The sequence below is a fragment of the Halovenus carboxidivorans genome (genome assembly GCF_009831575.1).
GTDB classification, from domain to species: domain Archaea; phylum Halobacteriota; class Halobacteria; order Halobacteriales; family Haloarculaceae; genus Halovenus; species Halovenus carboxidivorans.
Map to the genome: position 1 here is coordinate 1 of NZ_WUUT01000001.1, position 16,602 is coordinate 16,602.

At 65.4% G+C, this 16,602-nt stretch carries 18 protein-coding genes; 14 read left to right on the forward strand and 4 right to left on the reverse strand.

Translation table 11 applies throughout. From position 1 onward, the window contains the following. Positions 1-770 precede the first annotated feature (770 nt). Positions 771-2,429 (forward strand): Cdc6/Cdc18 family protein, encoded by a 1,659-nt coding sequence (locus tag GRX03_RS00005; protein ID WP_303646650.1) that lies wholly within the window; start codon positions 771-773, stop codon positions 2,427-2,429. A gap of 49 nt (positions 2,430-2,478) precedes the next feature. On the opposite strand, the gene GRX03_RS00010 is transcribed toward GRX03_RS00005, so the two are convergent. Beyond that, positions 2,479-3,288, reverse strand: a complete 810-nt coding sequence (locus GRX03_RS00010; RefSeq protein WP_159762165.1) for a DUF7839 domain-containing protein — start codon at positions 3,286-3,288, stop codon at positions 2,479-2,481. A 148-nt stretch (positions 3,289-3,436) separates the two neighbouring features. Between GRX03_RS00010 and cbiT the strand changes: the two genes are divergently transcribed. Genes cbiT through GRX03_RS00075 form a run of 13 tightly spaced genes read left to right on the forward strand, consistent with a single transcriptional unit; the run spans position 3,437 to position 13,543 of the window. Then, positions 3,437-4,009, forward strand: coding sequence for a precorrin-6Y C5,15-methyltransferase (decarboxylating) subunit CbiT (gene cbiT / locus GRX03_RS00015; protein WP_159762166.1), 573 nt, complete (start codon positions 3,437-3,439; stop codon positions 4,007-4,009). Continuing rightward, positions 4,006-4,923 (forward strand): cobalt-factor II C(20)-methyltransferase, encoded by a 918-nt coding sequence (locus GRX03_RS00020; protein ID WP_159762167.1) that lies wholly within the window; start codon positions 4,006-4,008, stop codon positions 4,921-4,923. The genes cbiT and GRX03_RS00020 overlap by 4 nt, the downstream gene beginning before the upstream one ends. After that, positions 4,920-5,780 carry a cobalt-precorrin-4/precorrin-4 C(11)-methyltransferase gene (locus tag GRX03_RS00025; RefSeq protein WP_159762168.1) on the forward strand — a complete coding sequence of 287 codons (861 nt, stop codon included), beginning with the start codon at positions 4,920-4,922 and terminating at the stop codon, positions 5,778-5,780. The genes GRX03_RS00020 and GRX03_RS00025 overlap by 4 nt, the downstream gene beginning before the upstream one ends. Position 5,781: 1 nt before the next feature. Then, complete coding sequence (cbiG, locus tag GRX03_RS00030) at positions 5,782-6,774, forward strand: cobalt-precorrin 5A hydrolase (RefSeq protein WP_159762169.1); 993 nt, start codon at positions 5,782-5,784, stop codon at positions 6,772-6,774. A gap of 1 nt (position 6,775) precedes the next feature. Beyond that, a complete protein-coding gene (locus GRX03_RS00035) occupies positions 6,776-7,687 on the forward strand; it encodes a precorrin-3B C(17)-methyltransferase (protein ID WP_159762170.1) in 912 nt (303 codons plus the stop codon). Then, positions 7,687-8,772 carry a precorrin-3B C(17)-methyltransferase gene (cobJ, locus tag GRX03_RS00040; protein ID WP_159762171.1) on the forward strand — a complete coding sequence of 362 codons (1,086 nt, stop codon included), beginning with the start codon at positions 7,687-7,689 and terminating at the stop codon, positions 8,770-8,772. The genes GRX03_RS00035 and cobJ overlap by 1 nt, the downstream gene beginning before the upstream one ends. Then, positions 8,772-9,059 (forward strand): ferredoxin, encoded by a 288-nt coding sequence (locus GRX03_RS00045; protein WP_159762172.1) that lies wholly within the window; start codon positions 8,772-8,774, stop codon positions 9,057-9,059. The genes cobJ and GRX03_RS00045 overlap by 1 nt, the downstream gene beginning before the upstream one ends. Then, the gene (locus GRX03_RS00050) at positions 9,052-9,753 is read left to right on the forward strand and encodes a cobalamin biosynthesis protein (protein ID WP_159762173.1); all 702 of its coding nucleotides are present in this window, start codon (positions 9,052-9,054) and stop codon (positions 9,751-9,753) included. Before GRX03_RS00045 ends, GRX03_RS00050 begins: the two co-directional genes overlap by 8 nt. Then, positions 9,750-10,976, forward strand: coding sequence for a CbiX/SirB N-terminal domain-containing protein (locus GRX03_RS00055; protein WP_159762174.1), 1,227 nt, complete (start codon positions 9,750-9,752; stop codon positions 10,974-10,976). Before GRX03_RS00050 ends, GRX03_RS00055 begins: the two co-directional genes overlap by 4 nt. A gap of 1 nt (position 10,977) precedes the next feature. Continuing rightward, complete coding sequence (locus tag GRX03_RS00060; protein WP_159762175.1) at positions 10,978-11,349, forward strand: DUF3209 family protein; 372 nt, start codon at positions 10,978-10,980, stop codon at positions 11,347-11,349. Next, positions 11,342-12,571, forward strand: a complete 1,230-nt coding sequence (locus tag GRX03_RS00065; protein WP_159762176.1) for an outer membrane protein assembly factor BamB family protein — start codon at positions 11,342-11,344, stop codon at positions 12,569-12,571. The genes GRX03_RS00060 and GRX03_RS00065 overlap by 8 nt, the downstream gene beginning before the upstream one ends. A 54-nt stretch (positions 12,572-12,625) precedes the next feature. Continuing rightward, positions 12,626-13,261 (forward strand): phosphoserine phosphatase SerB, encoded by a 636-nt coding sequence (serB, locus tag GRX03_RS00070; protein ID WP_159762177.1) that lies wholly within the window; start codon positions 12,626-12,628, stop codon positions 13,259-13,261. Next, positions 13,262-13,543, forward strand: coding sequence for a GIY-YIG nuclease family protein (locus tag GRX03_RS00075; protein WP_159762178.1), 282 nt, complete (start codon positions 13,262-13,264; stop codon positions 13,541-13,543). Here the strand turns inward: GRX03_RS00075 and GRX03_RS00080 are convergent. The 3 genes from GRX03_RS00080 to GRX03_RS00090 all read right to left on the reverse strand — a co-directional run bounded on the left by GRX03_RS00080 (position 13,540) and on the right by GRX03_RS00090 (position 16,576). Then, on the reverse strand, positions 13,540-15,429 hold the full coding sequence (locus tag GRX03_RS00080) for a DNA-directed DNA polymerase II small subunit (RefSeq protein ID WP_368277876.1): 1,890 nt from the start codon (positions 15,427-15,429) through the stop codon (positions 13,540-13,542). The two genes, GRX03_RS00075 and GRX03_RS00080, sit on opposite strands and share 4 nt — an antisense overlap. A 185-nt stretch (positions 15,430-15,614) precedes the next feature. Then, positions 15,615-16,022 (reverse strand): NAD(P)-binding protein, encoded by a 408-nt coding sequence (locus GRX03_RS00085; RefSeq protein ID WP_159762179.1) that lies wholly within the window; start codon positions 16,020-16,022, stop codon positions 15,615-15,617. 125 nt (positions 16,023-16,147) lie between these two features. Then, positions 16,148-16,576 carry a CBS domain-containing protein gene (locus tag GRX03_RS00090; RefSeq protein ID WP_201289140.1) on the reverse strand — a complete coding sequence of 143 codons (429 nt, stop codon included), beginning with the start codon at positions 16,574-16,576 and terminating at the stop codon, positions 16,148-16,150. Positions 16,577-16,602 lie beyond the last annotated feature (26 nt).

Consider the following 16,602-nt stretch of genomic DNA (forward strand, 5'->3'; position numbering starts at 1 on the left):
CTGATATCACGTAGCGGAGAGATCGCAAGACCGGAACAGGACGGCGAGTGGGGGAAAGAGAGAGCTGATCGTGGGGAGAGACCGACAGGCATAGTGTGAGATCGGGCCGGATTCTCCGCTCGGTCCGGATCCGATTACTCAGCTCCGTTCCCTCGGACCGGTTTAGCCCCCCACCCCTTCGTTTCAGGTGGAACCAGCCACACCCTCGTCCGCCAACGGAGAGAGCAACCACACAATACTGAAATCTGATAGGAACGAACCACAAGACTGCGCCCGAGAAACGTCTCTCATCTAGATAAATACACTAGAAGAACCGGTAAAATAACGCCGACTAGCTAGCGTATTCTATTTTTCTCTAGTACGGGTTTGGTTTAATTACATTGGATATAAATCTTTCCTAGTCTAGACCGATCTCTCTCGAACCCCCTCCCCAGGTTTTCTCGTTCCACTCGAAACGAAGGGGTGGGGGGGTCACGGACCAGCCAGTTCCCCACCGGTCCACGGCTTCGTCGAATCGTCCCGGCTATCGACTCACATGACATCGAAACTGACAGTTCCGGGGGCTCCGCTCACTCACCAGTTCAAACAATCGAAATCTTTAATATAGTATCAACCGGCGTTTCTCGTGGTTCATTTGGACGCGAAGGAACACCACGTTTCCCGGATTCCGACGTATCCCGGGCTCTGAAACCGGATAACTCGTTCGCGTCCCGGGCTCTCCACCCGAAACGAAGGGGTTCGACACGGTCGCCAAACGAAAGTTAAGACGCATGACAGATACGAACGAACGTTCTCAGGACACGCCAGAGTCGGTCGATCCCGGCGGGGAAGACGCCGGTGTCAACCACAGTGACGATGACTCGTCCGCTCGCCCCAACCGTCGGACGGGAGAGGATCCGTCCTCCACCGAGCCTGTCACCGACGGACGTTCCGAGCAGGTGGACGGGGGAGATCCGCCGCTCCCGGACTCCGAGACGGACGAGAAGCCCCCGGAATCGCGGATCGACGAGATGCTCCGGGAGGAGTCCTCCGAGGAGAAAGGCCCCTCCCGTGGACTGTTCGACGACCTCCTCTCGGGAGAACCGATCTTCGAGAAAAAGGAGGTCCTCAGGCCGTCGTACACTCCTCGAAAGCTCCCACATCGCGAGGATCAGATCAACAACATGGCGACGATTCTCGTCTCTGCCCTCCGGGGAGACACTCCCTCCAACATCCTGATCTACGGGAAAACGGGGACCGGAAAGACCGCGAGTGCGAAGTTCGTCAGCGAGGAACTCGAATCCACCTCGAAGAAGTACGAGGTCCCCTGCGAGGTCGAGTACATCAACTGCGAGGTCACCGACACGCAGTACCGCGTTCTCGCACAGCTAGCCAACAAGTTCATCGAGAAGAATCGAAGCCGGATCGACGAGACCATCGACGAGTACGAATCCCTCCGCGAGCGCGCCCGCGAGGACTCCTCCGCACTGGCAGATACCGAGTTCGACTCCGTCGAGGAGGTCGACGAACGGATCGACTCCCTCGAATCCGAACGGGACTCGTTCAACGAGGTTCCGATGACCGGGTGGCCCACCGACCGCGTGTACAACTCGTTTTTCGACGCGGTGGACTACCGCGAACGGGTCGTCGTGATCATGCTCGACGAGATCGACAAACTCGTCGAGAAGTCGGGCGACGACACGCTGTACAATCTCTCGCGGATGAACTCCGAACTCGAACGCTCCCGGGTGTCGATCATGGGTATCTCGAACGACCTGAAGTTCACCGACTTCCTCGACCCCCGGGTCAACTCCAGCCTCGGCGAGGAAGAGATCGTCTTCCCGCCGTACGACGCCAACCAGCTCCGGGATATCCTCGAAGCCCGCGCGGACATCGCGTTCAAGGACGGCGCGTTGACCGAGGAGGTGATTCCGCTCTGTGCGGCCTTCGCCGCCCAGGAACACGGCGACGCCCGCCGGGCGCTGGATCTGCTCCGAACGGCGGGCGAACTCGCCGAACGGGACAACACGAACAACGTCGAGGAGGATCACGTCCGCGAGGCCCAGGAGAAGATCGAAATCGACCGCGTCGTCGAGGTCGTCCGTACCCTCCCCCAGCAGTCGAAACTCGTTCTCTTCGCGATCATCCTCCTGGAGAAACAGGGGGTCCACAACATCAACACCGGCGAGGTCTACAACATCTACAAGCGACTCTGCGAGGAACTCGATACGGACGTGCTCACCCAGCGCCGAGTCACGGACCTGATCAGCGAACTCGACATGCTCGGCATCGTCAACGCCGTCGTCGTCTCGAAGGGCCGGTACGGCCGGACCAAAGAGATCAGCCTCTCGGTTCCACTCGAAGAGACGGAAGCGGTTCTCCTCTCGGATTCGCGACTCGGCGATATCGAGGACGTACAGCCGTTCGTACAGGCTCGATTCGATAACTGACCGATAAATATATCCAGTACTATCCGCCCTTCGTTTCTACTGGAGCGACTCACTCCCCGGCGTCGACGACCTCGTAACTCACGTTCTGTTCTCTGAGTTTGTCGGTGTGTCGTGACAGCGCGTCCGTCGCGGCGAGCAAGAGCACGTCGAGACCTTTCGCAGCGGCTTCCTGGACGGCGTCGGGAGTCCCAAAGCGGATGTCGGGATCGAGTCCCGTCCGCTCCGCGAGCGCGACGGCCTCGGCGCCGGCCACGGCGACCAGGTCGTGTTCCTCGCCCAGTTCGACGACACGCTGTCCGTCGACGCTTTGACTCCCACCGTTCTGGACCTGTGGAATCGAGACGACGGCGACCGTCCCGAGGTCGTATTCGACGACCCCCTCGAAGTTGGTGATCCCGACATCCGTCCCCGGCGTCGCGTCCGTCACCGCAACCGCTGTTGCTCCTCCGGTGTCGCCCGACATCGCCCGCAACACACCGTCCTGCATCGTCAGCGAGACGGTTTCGCCCTCGCTGATCTCCGTCGAGGCGATTGCCGTCTCGGTTTCGACCTGTCCGATCACGTCCTCCGAGACGTGCGAGACGAACTCCCGGAGGCCGTCGGTCTGGGAGATGAGCCAATCGACGCCTTCCTTGGTCACCTCGTAGCGCCCCCTCCCGTGTTTGTTGACGAAGCCCTGTTCGACGAGGTCCTGCAGGTAGTCGCTGACCGCCTGTGCGGTGATCCCGATCGCGTCTGCAATCTCCTGTTGGTTGACCGCAGGCTGTCGTTCCGCAATCTCGACCAGGATCTGGTATCTGGTCGCCGTCCGCTTGCTTCGGAGCACCCCGAACTCTCCTGAATCCGTCTCCTTCGCCATTACCGAATCTCCGTGCCGAAAACGCAAGTAAGTTTTCACTAGTATCTGTCTACCTGCGAAATAACCCCCGCCCGGCGGGACGTAGAACAAACTTGCTTACTCTAAAACAACCAAAATTGTTTTACGTCCTACGCGAGTTGTATATCCCATGGCACACCCAGTGCTTCCACACGAGGCAAAGGCCGGCCCGACGAAAGCGGAGGTCAGGGCGGTGTTGCTTCGCAAACTCGATCTCGATTCGACCGACCACTTCGTCGAGGTCGGATCGTGTACCGGGGCCGTCACGATCGAGGCGGCCCGACGGGCCGGTCGGGTCACTGCGCTCGAACGGAAGAGCAATCGACTGGAAACGACCCGGAAGAACCTCGCGGCCAACGACGTCGACGCGGCGGTCGAACTCCGGCGGGCGGAGGCACCCGACGGACTCCCTCGGGACGCCGACGCGCTCTTTCTCGGCGGGAGCAGAAACTACGCCGAGGTTCTGGACCGCGCGGTCGAGACTGGCATCGACCGCGTCGTGATGAACGTCGCTCGACTCGAAGTCGCCGGGGAGGCGACGGAGGCGTTTCGTGACCGGGACCTGCTCGACGAGGTCGTCCAGTTCCAGGTCAGCCACGGCTACGAACTCGCCGGCGCGACGAGTTTCGACTCGGACAACCCGGTCTACATGCTCGTCGGGGGAGTCGGCGGGGACGACCAGGCCGCCGAGGGGGGAGCATGACGCTGTACGGCGTCGGACTCGGGCCGGGTGATTCCGGGCTGATCACCGTCCGGGGACGGGAACTGCTGGAGAGCGCGGATGTCGTCTACACGCCCGGCCGACTTTCCCGTTCGGTCGCGACCGAGTACGTTCCGACGGACCGCCTCGGGGATCTTGACTTCCCGATGACCCGCGACGAGGACGAACTCCGCCGGGCGTGGAAGGCGGCCGCCGCCGAAATCGCTCCCCGAGCACGCGGGGGGACCGCGGCCTTCGTCACCCTCGGTGACCCGAATATCTACTCGACGTTCGGCCACCTCCGTCGAACGCTCGACGCGTTTCACCCCGAGGTCGATCTGGAACTCGTTCCCGGCGTGAGCGCGGTGACCGCGTTCACGACGGCGCTGGGGATCGAGATCGCCGCGGGCGCGAGTCTCACCCTTCACGAGGCCTCCCGCGGGGCCGCACCGACCGGCCCCGACCGGATGATCCTGTTCAAAGTGACCGACGTGGCGGAGACCCACGAGGGACTGACCGACGCGGGCTACGAGGTGACCTACGGCCGGCGGCTGTACATGGAGGACGGAGAGACGGTCGTCACCTCCGATCCCGCCGACCTCGCGGACCGGGATTACTACACGCTCGCGTACGCGGAGAAGGAGGGACTCGACTCCACGCCGGCCACGGCCACCTTCGAGACGGCCGATACGCCGGAGGCGAGGACCGACGAGTCGGCGGACTCGACGCAGCCGAAACCCCGGACCGACGGCAACGGGATTTCGACTCGAACCGGCGAGACCGACAGGTCGGTGAGTCCCGGAGCGGCCGAACGATCCGACAGCTATCTCCAGCAGTCCCAGCGCGAGATCATCGAGATGGAGCGGGCGATCGGCGAGGCCTGCGGCGACGAACTCCCGGAGGTGCCGCCGCGATGACCGACCCCCAGCGGGCCATCGACGCCCGGGGCCGACGGCCCGCCACAGAGCGCGACGAGCGCATCGCCGAACACAGCGCAGGCGAGAAACAGGAGGGGATCCCCTTCATCGGGGCCGGTCCGGGCGACCCCGGACTGTTGACCGTCACGGGCAAGGAACTCGTCGAGGAGGCGGATCTCGTCGTCCACGCGGGGTCGTTAGTCAACAGCGACCTGCTGGAGCGGTACTGTGCCGACGCCGAACAGGTGACGAGCATCGGCAAGGATCTCGAAGAACTGGTCCCGCTGATCCGGGACGCGTACGAGGAGGGCCGGACGGTCGTCCGTCTTCACAGCGGCGATCCGGCTATCTACGGGGCCGCGGTCGAGCAGATGGACGCCCTCGAACACGAGGGCGTCCCGACGTACATCGTCCCCGGCGTGACCTCTGCCTTCGCCGCCAGCGCGTCGCTGCGCACCCAACTCACCCTCAACGGCGTCGCCAACCACGTCGCCTTTACCCGTCCGCAGGGCAAGACCCTCGACCCCGAGGACGACCACATCGGCGAGTTCGTCGAGATGGGCGACGTGACGACCTGCATCTACCTCGGCACGCACGCGATTCCGGAGACGATGGATCGCCTGCTCGCCGAGGACCACGACCCAGACACCCCAGTTACGGTGGTCTATCACGCCTCTTGGCCGGACGAGGACATCATCGAAGGCACCATCGAAACCATCGGCGAGCGAGTCGAGGCGGCGGGGTACCGCGCCTCGGCGATGGTCATCATCGGCGATGCCGCTCGGAAGGCCGGCTACGACCGCTCGTATCTCTACGACGGCTGGGCGAACCGATCTTCAGGCGAGGCTGACGACTGACATGAGCACTGACACAGACAGCGATACGACAGAATCGACGGACAACGACTCGGGCGGACACTGCTCGACACCCGACTCCGACGGCGAGGTGGCCGAGGAGATCGCGATCATCAGTTTCGAGCGGAAGATGGACACCGCGGAGGAGATCGCGGCCGAACTCGACGGGCAGTACGACCGGATCGACATCGTCGAGTACCACGGCGAGGTCTTCGCCGAGCACTGGGGCGAGTACGACTGTTTCGTCGGGCTGATGGCTTCGGGCATCGCGATGCGCAAGACCGCCCCCCTTCTGGACGACAAGTGGGACGACCCCGCAATCGTCGTCATCGACGAGGCGCTGACCTGGGCGATTCCGATCACGGGCGGCCACCACGGCGCGAATCAGGTCGCACACGATCTCTCCCAACTCGGCGCGGTGCCGGCGATGACGACCGCAAGCGAGGCCGCAGGCAAGCAGGGCGTCGAGAGCAAGGCCAAGGCGCTCGACACCCACGTCGTCAACGGCGATTCGACGGTCGCGACGAACCTCGCCGTGCTCAACGACGAACTCGGTCCCGTCGCACGACTGGACGGTCCCCGCGCGGTGCTGGTCGGCGACGACGTCACGGTACTGAAACGCAACGGCGACGACGGCGTCGTCCTCGGGACAGGCACCGTTTCGGGTGTGGGCAAAGCCCAGGTCATCGACGCCTGGGAGCAGGCGCTCGCCGACCTCGATCTGACGCTTGCGGACGTGGATTTCGTCGCCACAGGCACCCGAAAGGAGGGCGAGGACGGACTCTACGAGGCCGCACAGGAGATCGGCGTCGGGGTCGTCCTCTTCGAGAAGGAGACCCTCGAACGGTTCGAGGGGCCCTCCGAATCGCGCTCGAAGGAGCTGATCGGCTGGCCGGGCATCGCGGAGGCGTCGGCCATCGCCGGCGGCCGCGAGCACGACCTCGCCCGCGAGAAGGAACGCTTCGACGAGGCGGTCACCGTGGCGGTGGGGCGGTAAGATGGCTGCCGACGAGTACGGACGGCTCTACGTCGTCGGAATCGGTCCCGGCCTGCCACACGACATGACACAGGAGGCCACGGATGTCATCTCCACGGCCGACTGTGTCATCGCCTCGAACCTCTACCAGGAGTTTCTGCGCACCGACGGGACACTCCCGCCGGAGAGCGCCGCGATCGACGCGGCGACCGACGGCGGCACCGCCGCTGACCGGGCCGCCGAGTCGGCGCGTCCCGGCAGCGAGGACGGCACGATTCTCGAACGGCCCGACGGCAGCCGCCAGACGCTGATTCGCTCGTCGATGGGCCGTCAGATCGAACTCGCGACGGAGGCCTTCGAGCGCGTCCGGGCCGGTCAGACCGTCGCCCACGTCTCCGGCGGCGATCCGAACGTCTACGGCAAGAGCGATCTGCTCTTTCTGATGGCCCAGGAGGAGGAGGCGACGGACGTTCCGATCGAAATCGTCCCGGGCGTCACCGCCGCACTCGGCGGTGCGGCCAACGTCGGCGCGCCGCTGTCGAACGACTTCTGTACGATTTCGCTGTCGGACAAGTGGCGCGGCTGGGACGAAATCGCGGAGAAGCTCCGGGCCGCGGCGATCAGCGGTTTCGTCATCGTCCTGTACAACTGCTGGCGCGATTACGAGCGGGCGATCGACGTCATCCGCGAGGAGCGGGCCGACGACGTACCAGTCGCCATCGTCAACGACGCCGGCCGCGGCGACGCCGGCCGCAACCTCGACGACGAGACGGAGACGTTCTGCCGACTGGACGAGGCGACGGAGCACGACGACGAGGTCGGCGGCATGGGCACCTCGATCATCGTCGGCAACCACGAGACCGAACGCTGGGAAAACGACTACGAACAGTTTCTCGTCACGCCCCGCGGCGGGCGTGACGTGGAGGATTTCTAATGAGCACTGACAACACCACCGAGACGACCGACGCGAGCACAGACACTGAGACGAACACAGACACCGAATCGAACTGTGGAGCGAGTAGCGCAGAAACCAGTACAGAGTCGAAGTGTGGGGCTAGCAGCGCGGACGCCGCAAGCTCCAGTACGGAAGTCGATACGAGCAGTACGGAGTCGAAACGCGGAGCGAGTTCGGAGACCGACAGCACCTCGAAATGCGGCGCTAGCTCCGACTCGGAGTCGTCGAGTTCCGGCTGTGGTGCGAGCGACGAGAAAGAGGTCGCCTCGACGGTCGAGGACTTCGACGCCGAGCCCGGACAACTCCTCGCGGTCGGACTCGGCCCGGGCCAGCCCGAGGGGATGACACAGCGCGCCCAGTCGGCGCTGCTCGACGCCGAGCACATCGTCGGCTACACGACATACGTCGATCTGCTCCCCGACGAGATCACCGACGACGCCGAGGAGATCTACGACACGCCGATGTGCGGCGAGGTCTCTCGAACGGAGGAGGCAATCGACCGCGCGCTCGCGGGCAACGACGTGGCGATCATCGGCAGCGGCGACCCGAACGTCTACGCGCTGGCGGGCCTGGCACTCGAAATCCTGGAATCGAAGGGCGCGACCGCGAGCATGGTCGACTTCGAAGTCGTCCCCGGCGTCCCGGCCGCCCAGTCCTGTGGCGCTCGACTCGGCGCGCCGCTTGTCAACGACACCGTCTCCATCTCGCTGTCGGATCACCTCACCGATATGCCGACAATCGAGTCCCGGTTGCACGCCGCCGCCAAGGAGGGGTTCACGATCACGGTCTACAACCCCTGGAGCCGCAAGCGCCGGGAGAACTTCCGGAAGTGCTGTGAGATCCTGCTCGAACACCGCGACCCCGAGACGCCGGTCGGCGTCGTCCACGGCGCGGGCCGAGAGGACGAACAGGTCGAAATCGTCGACCTCGCCGACCTGGAGGAGTTGGGCGAGAGCGACCTGATCGACATGACGACGACGCTGGTGGTCGGTAACGAGGAGACGTACGTCTGGGACGACCGGATGGTGACCCCCCGCGGCTACGAATCCAAATACGACTACTGATGACCACCAGCTACAAGATCCGACTCGACCGCGGAGCCTGCGACGGTATCTTCGCCTGTCTCGTCCGGGACGACCGCTTCGCCGAGGCCGACGACGGACTCGCGACGATCGACGTCGACGGGATCACACGCGACGGCGAGGTCCTAATCGCGACGCTTGAGGACGACCAGATCGAAACCGCGCGGCAGGCCGCGGCCGCCTGTCCGGTGGATGCGATCACTGTCACGCCGACGGCTGACCTCGACCAGCACTCGACAGCACAGCCGACGGAGGTGAGCGATGACTGACGCCGCCCCGACTCCCGACCCAGTACCGGACCTCCTCGAAGCGCGGCCGGAGACGGCGTACTTCTGGGGTCGCGTCGCCGGCGACGGCGAACTGACCGACGAGGCCGTCACCGTCCGAGCGGGCGACGAGCAGGCCGCCGACGCGCTCGCGGCACTCACCGGCGTCGACGATGTCGACCACAGCCAGACCGCACGCACCTCCGCCCACGACAGTTCCATCGTCCGGTACGACGACGAGTACGAACTCACCGTCGTCGGCGCCCCGGCCGACCGCGCCAGCGCCGCGCTCGGACTCCCACAATCGGGGTCGCCCGGCGGCTACCGCTTCGGCGCGTTCAGCGAGCAGTACAGCCAACTGCTGCGCGGGATGCTCGAAGCCTGCGGGACGGTTTGTTTCCGCGAGTCCTCGGGCTCGGTCGGCATCTCCTTCGTCCACGACGACGAGCAGTTCCTCGACACGGTCCGCGCGCTTTTGGACGACATCGGGCCACACGTTCCGACCGAGGACCTCGAAGACTCCTCCTCGGGCGGCTACTGGTTCAGCGTCGCCGACGACGCCGACATCGACGAGTTCGCGGCGTGGCTGTACGCGGGCAGCGACCAGACGGGGCTGTACGCCAGCGACCGGAGACAGAAGCTCCGCCGGAGCGTCGAGCGAGCGACCGGCAAGGAGACGGGTGAACTCTCGCCATGACCACGAACGCACCGGCTCCCGCGCAGTCGCTCGACGGCGAAGCGGTGCTGTTGGTCGGCCACGGCTCCCGCCGCGAGAAGTCCAACGAGCAGGTCCGCGACCTCGCCGCCACTCTGGAGGGGCGGTTGGGCGTCCCGGTCGACGCCGGCTTTCTCGAACTCGCCGAGCCGTCGATTTCGGAGGCGATCGACGGTCTCGCGGCGAGTCACGACCGCATCACGGTCGTCCAGCTCTCGCTGTTCGCCGCGAGCCACGTGAAAAACGACGTGCCGCTGGCCGTCGAGCAGGCCCGGGCCGAACGACCGGAGACGACCATCCACAACGGCGCACACCTCGGCGTCCACCCCGCAATCGTCGATTTACTCGACGACCGAGCGGCCGCCGTCGAGGAATCCCTCGGCGTCGACCGCGAGGACGAGGACGTGGCCGTCGTCCTCTGTGCTCGCGGGTCCAGCGACCCCGACGCCAACAGCGACGCGGCCAAACTCGCGCGACTGCTCTACGAGGGCCGGGAGTTCTCCAGCGTCGAAACTGCCTTCATCGGTATCACCGATCCGGAACTCGAATCGCGGCTCCACACGGTCGCGAAGGATCGGCCGGACGCCGTCGTCGTCCTCCCGTACATGCTCGGAGACGGGGTGCTCACCCAGCGCGTGCGCGAGCACACCGACGAGTTCGACGCTGAGTACCCGTACGTCGCGGCCGCGGCGGGCGACCCGCTCGGCACGGACTCACGGCTGCTCGACGTGCTCGGCGACCGCTGGCAGGAGGCCCGCACCGAGAGCGTCCAGATGTCCTGTGACACCTGCAAGTACAAAGTCGAACTCGACGGTTACGAGGAGGATGTCGGCGGAGCGCGAGCGATGTTGCGCGCCCTGACTCACCAGGAGGAACACGCCGACCGGACGGACGTGGACGACGACCCCCACGTCCACGACGCGCCGGCCAAACACGTCGCCGTCTGTACGAACCAGACCTGCGCCGCCGACGGCGCGCCGGCCGTCCTCGAACGACTCCGTCAGGAGGCACGCGACTCCGAGGCCTGCGACGCCCGGATCACCCGCACCTCCTGTCTGGGCCGCTGTGGCGAGGGGCCGATGGTCGCCGTCTACCCCGACGGCGTCTGGTACGGCGGCGTCGAGACCGACGACGCGGCAGAGATCGTTTCGTCCCACCTCGACCGGGACCGCATCGTTTCTCACCTCGTAGACCAAACACTGTAACATGGCTTGCCACGAAATCGAAGCACTACGACTCGGACTGATGAACGTTCTCGGCACCGAAGACCGCAGCGCCCGCGAGCACGCGATGAGCGAACTCGAAGGGCACATGACCGGCCCAATCGAGGCGCTCGCGGAGGCCGATACGCTCTCCGAGATCGAACGCCACCTCGACGCGGCGCTGGTCGATCTCGAAGAGGAGATCGCCGAGACCGACAGCGACGACCCGGAGTACGACTACCTGCGGGGCCGACTGGTCGCCGTTCGCGACGCCGAGCAGGCGGTCCGTCGGCTGACCAGCCAGGGCGAGTCCGTCCTCGACGGACTCGCGGAGGCCCACGACGTGCTCCACGAGACTTTCCCGGTCGATGAGTAGCCTCGCGAACACGGTCGCACTCGACGAGGTCGATCCGGCCCGTTCCCGACACGCCGGCCGGCGCTCGGCGGTGGCACTTGGCTCCGATGCGGTCGTCGTCGGGACCGCCGCCGGGACTGTCCGCGCCTTCGACCGCGATCCACTGGCCGAACGATGGCGGGCAACGCCGGCCCCTGGTCGCGAGGAGGATCCGTCGGTCGTCTCCGCGGTGATCTGCGAGGGAACTGTGATCGTCGGCGAGCGGAGCGCGACCGGCCACGTCCGCGGGTACGACCTCGCGACCGGGGAGCTATCGTTCCGATACGCGACGGCCGACGACATCGGCGCTCCGGCCGAGGAGACGCGGTTTTTCCTGCCGTTCGTCGTCGATATTCGGACGGACGGGGACCGAGCGTACGTCGCCGCTCGCCGTTACGAACGCGACGGCGGCGACCGCTCGTTCGAGAGCGTGATCCACGCCCTCGATCCGGAGGGAACAGTTCGGTGGCGGTACCAAACCGACGCCTCCCCGATCAGCCTCGACGCGGCCGGAGACCGACTCGCAGTCGCGTACAACCGCTGTCCCGGCGAGTACCAGCACGGACTGGTCCTGTTGGACGCGAACACGGGCAGCGAACGCTGGCACTGGGATCCGGGTACCGACGGCCAGCGCCGAGTCGGTGACGTTTCGCTGCTTGCCGACGGTCTCGCGCTCACGTCTCACGGCGACTACCGCGGGTACCGTCTCGACCCCGGCGGAGCGATCCGCTGGCGTGTCGATCTGGCAACGCCCCGAGAGATCGGTGGCGAGACGCTGTACGCCTACCCGAACCACGTCCACGCGAGCGACCACGGCGTGGCCTTCGTCACCGGAAACACGTACGCGGAACAGGGCCGTGACACTGACGGGCTCCACCCGGACGAACACACCGTCTTCGGCTACGCTCCGGCGGGCGGCCAGCGCTGGAAAGCCGACATCGGCGGTTTCGCCCACGGCCTCGCCGCTGACGCCGACCGGATCGCGGTCCCTTCCGCTCAGCACTTCCGAAGCCGTGATCCGGACGACCACGGACTATCGACGTTCGACATCGGTGACGGCCCGCTCCAGGCCACGGAGACAGACGGTATCGTGACGGCGACTGCCGTCGACGGAAATGGAGTCGTCGGGGTCGAGGAGCCGGTCAGCTACCACGACGACGACCGGACCCACGGTCGGTATCGACTGCACGCACAGCCGGTGTGATCGCTGCCGGCCCGAATCGCGGCTTTTGAATCCCCCCACGTCGAACAGAAGGCAATGACACTCGTTGCGTTCGATTTCGACGGGACGCTGTCGGACTCGGAGATGACGGTCCTGCTCGGTGAGCAGTGTGGGGCGGCCGACCAGATGGACGAGATCACCGAACAAGCGATGAACGACGAGATCGAGTACGCCGAGAGCCTGCGCAAGCGCTGTGCGCTGCTCGACGGACTCCCCGAGGCCGACGCACAGGAGGCCTTCGATCAGGTCGTCCTCCGGCCGGAGACGGATGCCGTCGTCGAAGCGCTCGACTCGGCGGGCGTCTACACCGCGATTCTGACCGGCGGGTTCGAGCGCGGCGTCGAATCTGCACTCGAAACGGCGGGGGTCGACGTGGAGACGCTGATCGCCAACCGCCTGCCCGTCGAGGACGGCGAACTGACCGGCGAGGTCGAGGGGCCGTTGATCGAGGGGACCAAAGACGACGCGCTCGATATTCTGACGACGGTCGTCGAGGAACCCATGGAGGAGACCGTCGCCGTCGGTGACGGCGCCAACGACCTCCCGATGCTCGAAGCCGCCGGCTTCGCGGTCGGGTTCGCCCCCAAACCCGCGGTCGAACCGGCCTGCGATGTCGTCGTCGAGTCGATGCCCGAACTGCTCGACGTGCTCGAAGACCGCGGCGTCTGCTGAATGCCGCAGTACGTCTACGTCGTCGAATGTGCCGACGGCTCGCTGTACACCGGCTACACGACCGACGTGGGCCGGCGCGTCGAGGAACACAACGCCGGAGACGGCGCGAAATACACCGCTGGCCGCCGGCCCGTCTCGCTCCGGTACGTCGAGTATCACCCCTCACGGAGCGCCGCCCAGAGCCGCGAACACGCGATCAAGTCCCTCTCTCGAAGCGAGAAAGACCGGTTGCTTCCCGACGCCGACGACCGCGTCGGCATCGACTACTCCGCGGTCGTTTAGACGAACTGTCGGATCGTCAGATCCAGCGTCTGCAGGTCGACGATGGGAGCATAGCCCACGTCGGGATCGAGGTTGACTTTCTTCTGGAAGTCCGTCTGTGACTGCCAGCAACTGGAGTTGATCATCAACACGTCGTGATAGCTCCCGTAGCCGAGTTTGTGGACGTGGCCCGTGTGGAAGATATCGGGGACCTCCTCCATCACGAGATGATCCTCCGGTTCGGGTGCGATCCGGGTCTGGCCGCCGTACTGGGGGGCGACGTGGCGTTTCCGCAGGAGTTGCTCCATCGCGTCGTGCGGGCGTTCGTAGGTCGCGGACTCGTCGGGGAGTTCTGCGATCACCTCGTCCAGAGAGACGCCGTGATACATCAGGACGGACACCCCTTCGACGGTGACGACCGAGGGGTTCGCCGAGATGGTGGCGTCGTGTGCGGACATGATGTTCCGGAGTTCGTCGTCGAAGGCCGGTTGTGGCTCGGCCAGTCGGACGGCGTCGTGGTTCCCCGGGATCATCACAATCTCCATGTCGCCGGGCACGTCTTTCAGGTGTTCGCTGAAGGCCTCGTACTGGTCGTAGATGTCGACGATCTCTAACTCCTCGTCCTGGCCGGGGTAGACTCCCACGCCCTCGACCATATCCCCGGCGATCAGCAGATACTCGACCTCCCCGGCCTCTTCCGTGTGTAGCCAGTCAGCGAACCGCTGCCAGCCCGCCTCCATGAACTCCTCGCTGCCGCAGTGTACGTCGGAGATCAGCGCCGCCTTTACCGGCCGGTCGGCGGTCGACGGTGAGTGTGTCCGCGGAATGTCCGGGAAGTGCAACGAGTCGACGAACAGGATCCCGCCGTCGTCCGCGAGCGTCCCTTCGACCGCGACCACCTCGTCGTGGAGCATGTTCCGCACCTCGTCGGCGAACTCCCGGTCTTTCATGATCAGGCAGGGAAAGGTCCCGGTCGTGTCTTCGAGTTCGACCAGCCAGTGCCCGCTCGCTGTCGAGCGGATATCCGACACTAGCCCGATCAGCGCGGCGTCGCTGCCCGGAGACATCTGTTCTATCGTCTCGGCCGGTCGGTGGTTGACTCGGCCCCGTAGCTGACCTGCGAGTTTCTCGTAGCGGTCCTGAAACACGGAGACGAAATCGCTGTACTCGCCGGTCCCGACGCTCGGGATGTCGCCGCTAACTTCGATCTCTCGGTCCTCTCTCGACCGTCGGTCCGCGGTCTGCTCCCCCGTCGGTTCGACTTCCGTTGTCTGCTCTTCTGTCGATCTGACTCCCGTCGTCTGCTCTCGCGTCGACCGGACCTCGGGAGATGACTCTCTCGCTGATTCGACTCCTGTCGTCTCCTCTTCCGCTGATCCGACCTCTGTGGCCTGCGCTGACTCGTCGAGAGCCGTCCCTGTCGTCGTCTCCCGGCCGCTCCGCGTCTCCGCCTCGGACCGCTGCTCGGTGACTGCGGCCCCTCCCGGCGAGTCGGCCGCCCCGGCCGAATCTCCCGTCTCTCCTTCGGTCTCCGCTCGGCCCGGCCCGGTGGCCGCCGCTGACCCCTCCGTTTCGACTGCAGTTTCCTGCCCCCCGTCACGCGGTTGTCCCTCCCGCGTTCCACCCGAAACGTGGGGGTCGTTCTCGTGGCGCTGACTCCCGGAACTGGCTCCGTCTGACCGGCCCTGTGGCGTCGTGTAACCCTCGCCCGTCGGGTCGTTTTCGATGGTCGCTCGCACCTGTTCGGCGGAGAGTACGAGCGCGTCTTCGGGGGCGTTTTCGACTGCACGCTCGATTGCCCGCATCGGATCGGGTTGGTTGGCGATCAGCGTGACCGCCTCCCGCTCGGCGTTGTATCCCCGGTCGGCGAGCGCGCGGACGATCCGGGCCGGCGTCTCCAGTGGCACACTCGTACATACAGGTAGGCCAGCAAAAGCGTAGCGGAGTACGGCGCTCCAGAGAGTGGCGGCGGCGCTCGGCCCGACCAGCCGCCCTCAGTCGTGCTGTCTGCGACCAGTCCTTCCGGTATCTCGACGCCCCGCCGTAACCTCGCGGGATAACGCAGGTCCGAAACCCTCCGCTGACGCAGGCGTCAGTGTCGGCTGATTCGGTTGACTGCCACGTCCGCCGCCGCCGCAGCCGGGTAGACGATTTCGTCGACGAAGCGCCGGTGTCCGTAGTCTCTCTCGCCGTCTTCCGAGATCCGGAGGATCGTCCGGACGTCCGTGCCGTTCTCTGAGACAGTCTCACAGATTTCGAGATTCACCCCCGTGTCGTCGGTGAGGGCGGCCACGACATCTGCCTCGGCCAGTCCCGCCCGTTCGAGGATACTGTCGTCAGTTCCGTCCCCCGCAATTACGTTGTGCACCTTCGGCGACACCTGCTCGCACCGCTCGTGGTCTCGTTCGACGATGGTGACCGCGTTTCGCTCCTCGCTGAGTTGTTCTGCGACGCGACGCCCGACCCGGCCACCCCCGATAATGATCACGTGTCTTGTCATTGCCCTCTGTTATCTATTGTTCAGCCACAGTGTAAAGTGTTACAGACAGTCATTTCGGGGCGCCAACCCTGCGCTGGCTACCACAGTAGTTCACGAACGACCCAGCGAGCACGCCGCTCCGACCGTCACCGTCGTCTCGCTGTTTGGCTCGTCCGGCGGATCGTGTTCCGCAACCGGGGGAGATAATCCGTCAGATCGCTGGTCGTCAGCATCCCCACTGTCTCGCCGTCGTCGACGACTGGGAGCCGTTGCAGCGAGCGCTCTCTCATCAGCGCCGCGGCCGTGTGGATCTCCTCGCTACTGGACACGGAGACCAGTGATCTGCTCAGAAACGTCTCCACCCGGACCGCTCCGGTGTCCGCACCGGAAGCGACCTGTCGCATGATATCTGACTCGGTCACGATGCCGAGCGTCTCTCCGCTGTCCTGATCGACGACGAGCGCCGACCCGACATCTCGGCGCGCGAACAGTTTCGCGACCGCGCAGGCCGTCGCCTCCGGACCCACTGTGTAGACCGACTCTGTCATCACGTCACCGACCGTCTGTTCAATCATACTCCCTCTCTCTTCCAGGGACGGTT